At 43.7% G+C, this 12,323-nt stretch carries 6 protein-coding genes; all 6 read left to right on the top strand.

All coding sequences use genetic code 11. From position 1 onward, the window contains the following. The first annotated feature begins 328 nt into the window (after window positions 1-328). The 6 genes from IDJ77_RS20090 (at window position 329) to IDJ77_RS20065 (ending at window position 12,323) form a co-directional block, all read left to right on the top strand. Window positions 329-862 carry an RNA polymerase sigma-70 factor gene (locus IDJ77_RS20090; RefSeq protein ID WP_224751170.1) on the top strand — a complete coding sequence of 178 codons (534 nt, stop codon included), beginning with the start codon at window positions 329-331 and terminating at the stop codon, window positions 860-862. Window positions 863-949: 87 nt separating this feature from the next. Continuing rightward, entirely contained in the window at window positions 950-2,044 is a 1,095-nt protein-coding gene (locus tag IDJ77_RS20085) for a FecR family protein (protein ID WP_191190780.1), read from the top strand. A gap of 256 nt (window positions 2,045-2,300) precedes the next feature. Then, window positions 2,301-5,600 (top strand): TonB-dependent receptor, encoded by a 3,300-nt coding sequence (locus tag IDJ77_RS20080; protein WP_191190779.1) that lies wholly within the window; start codon window positions 2,301-2,303, stop codon window positions 5,598-5,600. A 4-nt stretch (window positions 5,601-5,604) separates the two neighbouring features. Next, window positions 5,605-7,080 (top strand): RagB/SusD family nutrient uptake outer membrane protein, encoded by a 1,476-nt coding sequence (locus IDJ77_RS20075; protein ID WP_191190778.1) that lies wholly within the window; start codon window positions 5,605-5,607, stop codon window positions 7,078-7,080. A gap of 92 nt (window positions 7,081-7,172) precedes the next feature. Beyond that, window positions 7,173-9,371, top strand: a complete 2,199-nt coding sequence (locus IDJ77_RS20070; protein ID WP_191190777.1) for an alpha-N-acetylglucosaminidase — start codon at window positions 7,173-7,175, stop codon at window positions 9,369-9,371. Window positions 9,372-9,377: 6 nt separating this feature from the next. After that, the gene (locus IDJ77_RS20065; protein WP_191190776.1) at window positions 9,378-12,323 is read left to right on the top strand and encodes a beta-galactosidase; all 2,946 of its coding nucleotides are present in this window, start codon (window positions 9,378-9,380) and stop codon (window positions 12,321-12,323) included.

The raw sequence follows: 12,323 nt of genomic DNA, 5'->3' as shown, positions 1-12,323 counted from the left end.
GAATCTGTTCATTTGAAATGATGTGTATCAAATTGATTAAACAGCCTCGTAAGCGTTTTTAAACTCCTGTCCGTATTCTTGCCGATTTTTCATTTTATGATTTTCGTTAGACGAAATTTTGAGCGTGATTGCCAATGGAAAGAGGCAAGCAATAATTTGTAACGCTTATATATTAAAATGTTCCAGATTTTAAATGCAATTTGCTTAAACACTTTGAACAACCTTGTTTAAGTATAAAATAACAATGCGTGATTTTTTGCAGCATTTGTAGTTTAGGTGTGCTTAATGTATTTTAATACTGTTTAAATGTAGTTCAAAATAGAATCAATTGGGAATAGCGGAGTTATTACATCGGATACAACATAACGGCGATGAATCGGCCTTAAATGAATTATACCGGGAGCAATATCTTAAATTGTATCAGTATGCATACTCATTTTTAGGCGAGAAAGAGCCCGCCGAAGAAATTTTGCAGGATGTTTTCCTGAAGATTTGGATAGGGCGCCATAAATTGCCCGTGATTAAAAATGTACAAGTTTATTTATATGTGGCGATTAAAAATGCATGCCTAAATAATATCCGCAGCCAAAATTCAAGAAAACTGAATGAAGAATATGTAAGCGATGCCTATTATTTTCAGCTTACTCCTGATCCTTCTCAATTGCTCATATCCAAGCAACTTCACAGCAACATACTGCGTGCGGTAGATGGTTTACCCACAAAATGCAAGTTGATATTTAAGATGGTAAAAGAGGATGGCCTCTCCTGCAACGAAGTTGCACAGATACTTGAGCTATCGCCTAAAACCGTTTTTGCCCAATTAGCGATAGCCCTCAAAAAGCTGGAGAGCACCATAAAATAGCACCGCCCGGCAGCTATTAAAATTTATTTATAAATCTTTTAGGAAAAACCCAACGGTTGTGTGTCCTTACAGATAGAATGACCAACCATGGGAAAATCAAGGTTTATTGAGTTGATGGCTAAATGCCTGGACAAGTCTGCCAGTGCAGAAGAACTAAAAGAACTGGAATGTTTTTTAGAAGAGCATCCGCATTTAAAAAAAATGCATGATGTTACCTATGCGCTTAAAACCGGTTCATCCCCGTCTGATGCAAACTTACAGGATGAAGATATTAACACAAAACTTGATGCACTGTGGGTAAATATCAAAAACACCGAAAATACCCCACAGCACAACGACAAAAAGATTATACCTATTCGCAGATACCTTAAATGGGTTGCAGGGGCAGCGGCTATATTGGTAATAGGTGTTTTAAGTATAACATTTTATAGCCGTACAGTAAATAAAGGTAACACGTTATTGGCAGCTGTTAATCTAAAAATAGATGTGCCTTACGGACAAATGGTCAAACTTACGCTTCCCGACGGCTCTAAGGTAAGGTTGAATGCCGGCAGCCATTTCGGGTATCCCGCAACTTTTACCGGCACCCGCCGCGAAGTTACGCTTGATGGGGAAGGCTTTTTTGAGGTAACTAAAGATGCCCAAAAGCCTTTTTTAGTACATACAGCAGGCCTTACTGTAAAGGTATTAGGAACAGTGTTTAATGTGAGAGCTTATAAACATGATAAAAAAGCCGAAGCAACGCTGTTTAAAGGCAAAGTACAAATTGAACTAACGGGCGACCCCGACAGGAAAATAGTTTTAGCCCCGCGCGAAAAACTTACCGTACTAAACGATGCCGCACCCGCAAACCATATACCTAACGCGCATAAAGAGGTGGCTAAGTTAAAGTACGAGCTATCGGTACTGCCGGTAGTAGATAATGATGAATACCAGGAAAACGCCTGGCTGGAAAATAAATTGGTTTTCACCAACACGGAATTTGAAGATGTTGCTGTAAGTATGGAACGCAAATACAAAGTACGATTTGTATTTGAGGATGAAGCGCTTAAAAAAGAACAGCTAAGTGGTGTACTTCAGGACGAGAACCTGGAGAGTGCATTGTTCATTCTAAAACAGATCACCTCTTTTCAATCAAAGGTAGCCGATAATACGGTTTATATAAGCCGGTTAAACAAATAAACACTATACACTATTTAAATTAAACTAAACGTATGCAGAAAAACAATTACTTACCAGATTCCTGATCGATCCATATAGAACAAGCAAGGGAAGAGTTGGCGCTCTTCCCCTCAAAAATTCTGGGATTTATTATTAAGAGTAAGGAGTTTAAGAGCACTTACTCTATCCATTAATTTTCAAAACAAATGTAATGAAAAAAACAAGAAGGGCATTTTCATGTCACGGTGTTCCTGTATGCCTTAAAGTAATTTTGCTAATGAAAGCGGTATTTTTTCTTATTCTGGTTACATGCATGCAGGTATCTGCAAAGGTGTATTCGCAGCAAAAATTTTCGCTTACCATTAAGCAGACCGATGTAAGCAATATTCTTACCAAAATCCAAAAACAAAGCGATTATCGCTTTTTCTACAACTACGCATCAGTAAAAAAACTGGGCAAGGTTGATCTGAATGTAAAAGAAGCCACAATAAGCCAGATACTGGCTGTACTGATGGATAACAAGCTTTCATACAAACTGGCCGAAAACAATGTAGTGATTATCACCTCGCAGGATGAAGCCAATAGTCAGATCATTGTTAAAGGGAAAGTGGTAGATAAGGCCGGCCAGCCGCTGATTGGCGTAAGCGTTAAGATTCAGGGAACTACCATTGGTATCACCACCGATGTTAACGGTAACTTTACCCTGAACGCACCCGATAATGGCGTACTGGAACTAACTTATATAGGCTATGTAAAAAAACTGGTTACAATAACCGGCAGCGAGCCTATAACCATCACTATGGAAGAACTACCATCCTCACTTAAAGAAGTTGTGGTAGTAGGTTATGGTACCAGTAAAAAAATTGATATTACCGGTTCTGTTGCCAGTGTTAAAGGCAGCGATTTTCAGAACCTGCCGGTAAGCTCGGCCGCACAGGCGTTAGAAGGCCGGGCAAGCGGTGTAAATATTGTACGTAATGATGGTTCGCCGGGTGCTGCGCCAAGCATACGTATCCGTGGTACCGGTACCTTAAATGATGCCAACCCGCTAATTGTTATTGATGGCGTGCCAACCAGCAACCCCGATGCACTGAACGATGTTAACCCGAATGATATTGCTTCAGTAGATATATTAAAGGATGCATCATCCGCGGCTATTTATGGTACCCGTGCCGCAAACGGTGTGGTATTGGTAACTACTAAAAAAGGCAGCTACAACCAAAAACTAAACACTACGGTTAATTTTTACAACGGTTTCTCTAATACCACCAAATACCTCCCCCTGCTAACCGCACCCGACCTATACACCTTAAAACGGGAACGTTATACAAACGATGGTGTTGCTATTAATGATTTATGGAATAACAATTATTACGCCACGCAACGTACCGACTGGCAGCACGCCATTTTGGGTACGGGCCATGTTACTAATGGCGATGTAAGCATACAGGGCGGCAACGAGGTTTCTAATTACTATCTCTCTACCTCTATTTATAACGAGAAAGGTACTATTGATAAATCGGAATTTAAACGGGTAAGTACGCGCATCAATTCCGAGCATAAAATTAAACCCTGGTTTAAACTGGGCGAAAATATTCAGTTGTCTTATGCAGAAACAAATGGCTTTGATAACAATAACTCACAAACAGGCTTAATCTTTTCGGCCCTGCGTTTTAACCCGGCTATACCGCTGATAAATGACGACGGCACCTACGGAACTGCTAAAGCTAACTCTGAATTAGGCGATATTAACAGCCCTTACTCTACCATACAGCAGGCAGACAGATACAATAAAAAGTACCGCGCTTTGGCTAATGCCTTCGCCGAGGTAAGCTTTGTTAAGGAATTAAAATTACGTGTTAACTATGCGTTTGATGGCACCTTAAATCGGGGGTATAATTTCAATATCGCCGATGCAAACCAGGTAAGGCAAAACCCGGCGTCTGTATTAACACAAACAGAAGAAGAGATCTCATCGCAACTGCTGGAAGCTTTTCTTACCTATGATAAAGTATTTGGCAAAAGCCATATAACTTTCACAGGGGGGTATTCTTACCAGAATTTTAAAGATTACGGCTTTAGTGCAAGCCGCATAGGTTATGATGATACTGATCCGGCACAAAGAGTACTGGGCACAGGTAATGCGCAGTTCAACTCCAGTATACAGCCTCAGCCTTCTGCTTTACAATCAGGTTTTGCCAGGTTATTTTATGATTTCGACAGCCGCTTCCTGGCAACAGTAACCTTCCGTGCAGATGGCTCGTCCAGGTTTGCAAAAGGGAATCAATGGGGTTACTTCCCGGCGTTTTCGTTAGGGTGGAGATTGTCCAACGAACAATTCATCAAAGATATCACCTGGATAAGCAACCTTAAATTAACAGGCGGTTATGGTGAATTGGGCAACCAAAGCGTTCCGCCTTACCAATATTTAAGCTTAATTAAAACCGGTTCTACCTACCAGAATGGTGGCTATGCATTTGGTGGCACAGGCGTAAGTGGTGCAGCAGTTACCACAATTGCCAATCCGGATATTGCCTGGGAAAGAACGGCAATGACCAACATCAGCTTAGAGGCAGGTTTTTTAAATAACAAGTTAAACACAACCATAACCTGGTTTAATAAAAACACAAAAGACATGCTGATAGCCCCGCCTGTAGTTGGCTCAGCAGGTTCGGTTACTATCCCTACGCAAAATATCGGTGCCATGAATAACAAAGGCGTTGAGGTAGAACTGAATTACCAGGGCGGCGATAAAGTGCGGTATTCGGTAGGTGCAAATGCATCATTTATTAAAAACAAGGTAACCAGGCTTAATGGCGAAGGCACGTTTGTAGGCTCAACGGTTTACGGCAGGTCAAGCCAGGAAATCTCCCGCACTTATCAGGGGCAGCCGATAGCATCTTTTTACGGCTGGAAAACCAACGGTTTATACCAAACCCAGGCAGAAATTGATAGCGATCCTGCTCTAACAAATGATTCCCGTAAAGGGAACATCAAACCCGGCGATGTGCGCTTTCTCGACCTGAACGGCGACGGCTTGATCGATGGGAACGACCGCGCCATCCTGGGCAACCCAAACCCTAATGCGGTTGTAGGTTTACAGGGTAGCGTATCTTACAAAGGTTTTGACCTGGCTGCGAATTTCACCGGCGTATTTGGTGTAAGTTTATACAATGCCGATAGGATGCAGGGCATCGACCCAACCTATCCATTTAATATGTATGCCGAAACTTTAAACAGATGGACGGGCCAGGGTACAAGTAATACCATTCCGCGGATGTCTTTAGACCGCTCTAACGATAACTACCGCACGTCAGATTTATTTGTGGAAAGCGGTAATTATTTCAGCCTTAAAAACGTAACACTTGGTTACACGCTTCCCTTAGCGTGGAGCAAAAAAGCTTCGCTAAACAGCGTAAGGCTTTATGCATCCAGCCAGAATGTGTTTATGATCACTAATTACAAAGGTTATACACCAGAGCTGGGTTATACAAACGGTAACGTACAGCGTGGAGTTGATGTAGCGCAATATCCTGCTGTAAGGACAATCACATTCGGTTTAACAGTTAAATTATAAAATCATGAGATCGAAAAAAATCATATATACAATCATTGCCCTTGCGTTATTTAACAGCGCATGTAAAAAAGCACTTGATCTGGAGCAACAGGGTGTTTACACCTCAGATAACTATTTCAGAAATGAAAAAGATGCTGTTAACGCAGTATCGGGTATCTACAGCTTATTAGAAGAAGAAGATTATATAGGCCATGCCGAAACTACGTTTGATACCCCATCTGATGACTACTGGCGCTCTGGCGACCACGGTGAAGATGAGGGGATTGAAAACTTAACCTATGATGCATCAAACGCGGCTATCCGTTATCCATGGAAATGGCGTTATGAAGAGATCAACCGTTCTACCAACTGTATCATTAATATCCCAAAAATCACCGCAATATCTGAGGCTGTTAAAAACCGCAGCATGGGCGAAGCTTATTTTTTACGCGCTTTTGGTTACTGGCGTTTAATGGTTATCCATGGCGATGTGCCCATCATTACAGATGAGGATTACAGCAAGCAAAACTTTAACGTTCCAAAATCATCTATCGAAGAAGTACGTAAGCAAATAGAAGCAGACCTGTTAAAAGCGGTAGACCTTTTACCGGAAAGCTATGGCAGTGCAGATCGTGGCCGTGTAAGCAAGGGCACCGCTTTGGGCTTGCTTACCAAGCTGTATATGTACTGGGAAAAATTGCCGCAGGCTATTGCAACCGGCCAAAAAGTTATTGCCAACAGCAACTACGCACTGGCGGCCAATTACCGGGATAACTTTACCCGCGCTAACGAAAGCAGCACCGAATTGCTGTTTTCTATACAGGCGGTACAAAATGTGGTGCAAAACGATTTTACAATTTATTACATACCAAGGGCCTGGGGAGGTTATGGCTTCAGCCAGCCACTGCAAGGTTTATCCAACGAGTTTGAGGCCAATGACCCGCGCAAGCAAGCTACTTTATTAACTGTTGGTGACCAGGTGGATTTAGGTGATGGTAATGGTTTAACCACTTTTACGGCAGACCTATCGGCAACCGGCTTTGCCTTTAAAAAGTATGCAGTGTTTAATACGGCTGCTGCCGGCGGCGGTGTAGATCATACCTTTGCTGTGCCGTTAATGCGCTCGGCAGACATTTATCTACTGGTTGCCGAGGCGCTGATCCGTACGCAGGGAGCAGGTGCGGGTGATGCGATCATCAATCAGATCAGACGCCGTGCCTCGACTGCTTTACCACCGGTTGTTGGTGCAGGTATGAAGGAATTGATCCACGAACGCCGCGTTGAACTGGCCGGTGAAGACCAGCGCCACCAGGACCTGATGCGTTGGGACAAAGCCAAAATTATTGATATTGCTGCTATTTATAACCTGTCGGTTTCAAAGGCACCGATAGACCAAAATAAAACGATAACATTTGTACGCCCCAAAAATTATTACTTCCCTATCCCACAGGTAGAGATAGATAAGAGTAAAGGCGTTTTGGTTCAAAACCCTAATTTCTAACATAGAATTACAATAAGCCGGCAACCTGTTATAAAACTATTACCAATAGCTTATACAGGTTACCGGCTTTGTTATTAACAAAGTACTGATTAATGAGAAAGTGGTTATTTGTTTTTATAGGGATAACAATAAGCTTAAAAGCCGCCGCACAGGTTGATGAGCAGGCATCAAGAGCATTTATAAACAGGGTGATACCCGGCGGTAAGGCTGATGCTTTTATCATAGAAAGCATTCCGCAGCAAAACGGTAAGGATGTATTTGAACTGGCCGGCCGCAATGGTAAAATTGTATTACGTGGCAACAACGGCCTATCAATTGCGTCGGCATTAAATTACTATCTTAAAAATTATTGCCTGGTAGAGATCAGCTGGAATACGGATGTGAAAATACCGGCAAGCCTGCCACAGGTTACAGGCATCATCCATAAAAGCACGCCATACCAATACCGCTATTACCTTAATTATTGCACGTTTAATTACTCCATGTCATGGTGGGATTGGGAGCGCTGGCAAAAAGAAATTGACTGGATGGCCCTGAATGGCATAAACATGCCTTTGGCTATCACAGGCGAAGAAGCCGTTTGGCAGGATGTATACAAAAGCATGGGATTCAGCAATAAACAGCTGGACGAGTTTTTTAGCGGCCCGGCTTATTTCTCGTGGTTTTGGATGGGTAACATTGATGCCTGGGGCGGCCCGCTGCCGCAGCATTGGATGGATAGCCATAAGGCGCTGCAAAAGCAGATACTGGAGCGCGAGCGTTCATTCGGGATGAAACCGGTATTGTCATCTTTTACCGGGCATGTGCCGCCATCGTTTAAAGACAAGTTCCCTGCGGCTAAAGTTAAAAAGACCAACTGGGATGCAGGTTTCCCGGATGTTTATATTCTTGACCCCGATGACCCGATGTTTGAAACCATCGGAAAAAAATATATCGAGGCGCAAACCAAAGAGTTTGGCACCGACCATCTGTACTCTGCAGATACCTTTAATGAGAATGTGCCGCCCACTAATGATTCTACCTACCTGGATGGGATGAGCAAAAAAGTATTTAACTCCATGGCCGCTGCCGACCCGCAAGCGGTTTGGGTAATGCAGGGATGGATGTTCCATTACAACAATAAATTTTGGCAGCCGCAACAGATAAAAGCTTTGCTTAACGCTGTACCTAACGAGCAGATGATCGTGCTTGATCTGTACAGCGATGCCCACCCGGTTTGGAACCGCACTGATGCCTATTACGGCAAACCCTGGATCTGGAGCATGCTGCAAAACTTTGGCGGGAACATCAGTTTATTTGGCCGTATGCGACATGTAGCCGCGGACCCGGCCATTGCCCTGCACGACCCCGAATCTAACAACATGCGCGGTATCGGTATCACACCCGAAGGGATAGAGCAAAACCCTACCCTTTTTGCCCTGATGCTGGAAAACGTTTGGCGTGATACACCGATAGATGCCGATGCCTGGCTAAAAGATTATGCACACAGGCGCTATGGCAGCGTAAACCAGCAAGCAAATGAGGCCTGGCATATTTTACTGAATACCGTTTATAGCGGCGGCCTTACCGAAGGCGGCCCCGAATCGATCATTATAGCGCGCCCAACTTTAAAGAAAACGATAGACCGCGTTTTAACCAAACTAAATTATGACCCTAAAGAACTGTTAACCGCCTGGGGGCATTTGATACAGGCTGCGGATAGCCTGAACGAAAGCGACGGTTTTAAATATGACCTGGTAGATGTAACCCGCCAGGTGCTGGCCAATTATGCCACACCACTGCAACAGCAAATGGCGGCTGCTGTTAATAAAAAAGACCGTGTTGCCTTTGAAAAATACAGTACCGATTTTTTACAGCTGATGGATGATATGGATGCGCTGTTGGCTACCCGTAAAGATTTTTTATTGGGCAAGTGGATAAACGAAGCTCGTGCCAATGGCATCACTGCCCGGGAGAAGAATTTGTATGAATTGAATGCCCGTAACCTGGTTACCCTATGGGGCGATAAGGAAAGCGGCTTAAGTGAATATTCTAACAGGCAATGGTCTGGTTTAATTAAAGGCTATTACAAACAACGCTGGGCAATGTATTTTACCCAAATGGATAAAGCCTTAGCATCAGGTGTGTCGTTTGATGCCAAAAGCTTTGACAAGCAGGTGAAAAACTGGGAATGGCAATGGGTAAACACCCACAATAATGCTTACGTCGACGTTGCCACAGGCAACGAGGTAGCAACATCTAAAAAGATGTTTGTTAAATATGGTACCCTTGCGCAACAAGCTAATTATTAATAAAGGATGAGCAAACGTCTGTATCTGATTCTTGCAATAGTCTTATCGGTCATTAATAGCAAGCCCGTTTTTAGCCAGGCCATAAATGATCATATATTTGCGGCATCTGCTGCTGCCAAACCGTTTATAGATTTTGACAGTAAGGGTTTCCTGGTGAACGGTAAACGCACCTTTATCGTGTCGGCAGGGCTGGAATATGCCCGTGTACCGCATAGATTATGGTATGACAGGCTTTTGCGCATTAAACGCGCCGGCTTCAATTGCATAGAGATCTACACCATCTGGAATTTTCACGAAGCGCAGGAAGGTAAATTTGACTTTACCGGCGACCGTGACCTGGGTGCTTTTCTGGATATAACAAATAAATTGGGGTTATACGCTATAGTACGTGTTGGCCCCTATTATTGTGCCGAATGGGATAGCGGTGGTTACCCGATATGGTTAAAATTTAAACCCGGCCTGCGGGTACGGGAGCATAACGCACCTTTTGAAAAGTATGTAGATCGTTTTTTTGATCATCTTTTGCCTATCGTGTTTAAGAAGCAGATCAATAAAGGCGGCCCGGTGATATTGGTGCAATTAGAGAACGAACATAACAACGGCTGGGGAACCGTGACGCCAGATGCCTATTTTAAACATCTGCAAACCAAGGCGCTGGATATGGGTTTACAGGTGCCCTACTTTTTTAGCGGTTTGCATCATGCCAGCGACCCGGCCATAAATGGTAATTTTAATGATCCTAAAAGACCCAATCCCTGGTTCTCTACCGAGTTTTGGAGTGTTTGGTATTCACAATATGGCGCCAAAGCCGGCGACGATTCACTATACGACCGCCGCACCTGGAAGATCATCGCCAATGGCGGTAACGGGTACAATTATTACATGGCACATGGCGGCACCAACTTTGGTTACACCAATAATGATGAAGACGCCGCCTCATATGATTATGGCGCGGCAATTGGGCAGGCGGGTGATATACGGCCTATTTATCATGCCTTTAAACGTGCAGCATGGTTTGCCCGCAGTTTTCAGGATGTGCTGGAAAACAGCACAAATGATAGTACCACGTACCGCAATTTAATTACCGATACCGCTTTGAAAATAACTGCACGCAAAAGCCCGGATGGCGATATTGTTTTTATTGATAACCCAGGTAAAAAAGCGTTAACTGCTAAGCTGCAAGGGATGGACGGCACCTTGTTGTTAGCACCTGGTGAGGTCTATCCGGTGGTGCATCACTTTAATATTACGCCGTATGTAATGCTCAATTGGGCGTATACCCGCATCTTCGCTATTGTAAAGCAGGATAAAACCACTACCCTGATTGCTGATGCAGAACCGGGCAGCCCCTTGTCATTACAGTTTTTAACCAAAGGGAATGTTACAGCAGTTACCCAATCATGGCTGTTAAAAGTTAATGGTAACCAGGTAAGTTTAACAGGGCTTGCGCCGGTAAGTAATAAACCATCAGAATATAGCTTTAAAACCGGCGACCATACCATTCGCATTTTGGTAATGAGCCGCAGCCAGACAGATCGTACCTGGATAGCAGATAACAAGGGGCAAAATTATATTATTAGTGGTGCTGCTTACACCGGGGATATAGTTATAAAAGATAAAAGCATTAGTATAACAACAGAACAACCCTTAACCCGGCAAGTAGCAGCTGATACCTGGCTTTATACCGCTAAGGAAGTTATCTTACTAAATAAAAACAATAGCTCCGGCATACAACAACCTGCAAGTTTGGCCTTAAGTAAATGGGAATACAAAACGGGGGCACATGCTGCCGGTAAAATCGCAAACACAACAGGCTGGCTTAAAACCAAACTCCCGCTACAAATGGGTGCCGATGGTGATATCACGGCTGATGCCTGGTACCGCACCACCTTAAACATCCCAACAACTGGCAAGTACACTTTGCAGGTAAAAGGCGGCGGCAGGGCGCAAGCATACATAGATGGTAAGCAAATAGCTATGTGGCAACTGAGTGCCGGCGAAATTACCCTCCACCTTAAAAAAGGCAGGCATAAGCTGGCTGTATTTACTGCCCATGACGGCCGCGATAAACTGGCAGCGTACGTAGGCCCACTAAACAATGTGGACAGGAAGGGGATTTACGGTACCGTCTACCTAAAAAAAGGCGGCCCATACCTCAGCAATATTAACAATTGGTATTTTGAGAAGGCGGCAAACCGCGATGCACTTAAAAATGGACCGCCGCAGTTTGATACGGTATCGTTTAAAAAGTATAAAATGGGTGCCGACGCATTTAACTTAAAACAAGGTTTTGGTTGGTTTACTACACTTATACCAAAGCCTGCAACAGGTGCATCTAAAGTAACACTGTCATTTAAAAGCGTTGATGAAAATGCAACCGTATTTGTAAACGGCCAACAAGTTAAACACCACGAAGGCTGGAATATCCCCTTTGAGATAACCATTAGCGATGCTGCTGTGCTAAAGCAACCTATCAGGATAACACTTTTTATAGAGAACTATTCTAACGAAGGCGGTATTGACCAGCCGGTTAGTTTAAATACTATTGGCAATGCAGCTACTGTAACCGGTTGGGCAATGCAGGGCGGCCCCGGCAACCTTAATCAAACAATCGGTTGGCAAAAATTAAGTACCCAATCGCGGACTGCTACCGGACCATGCTTTTATCGCTCGGCGTTTATTGCCAACCTGGTTGCGGGGCAAACTTTTATATGGCGGGTTGATCCAAAAAACATGGGGCATGGCTCGATATGGGTGAACGGGCACAACTTGGGCCGCTATCCCGAAAAGATTGCAGTTACCGGGCTGTATATACCCGAGTGCTGGTTAAACAAAGGCAGCAACCAGCTGGTGATTTATGATGAGGACGGCAAACAACCAACAGCTGTGCAGGTAATTGCCGAGCCGACTGCAGGCAGGGTTGAATATCAATTATCGTCAGAAATTAAATAA

The organism is Mucilaginibacter pankratovii (assembly GCF_014773265.1).
GTDB classification, from domain to species: domain Bacteria; phylum Bacteroidota; class Bacteroidia; order Sphingobacteriales; family Sphingobacteriaceae; genus Mucilaginibacter; species Mucilaginibacter pankratovii.
Note: the sequence above shows the minus strand (reverse complement) of the source record. Positions and strands in the feature narration are given on the sequence as shown.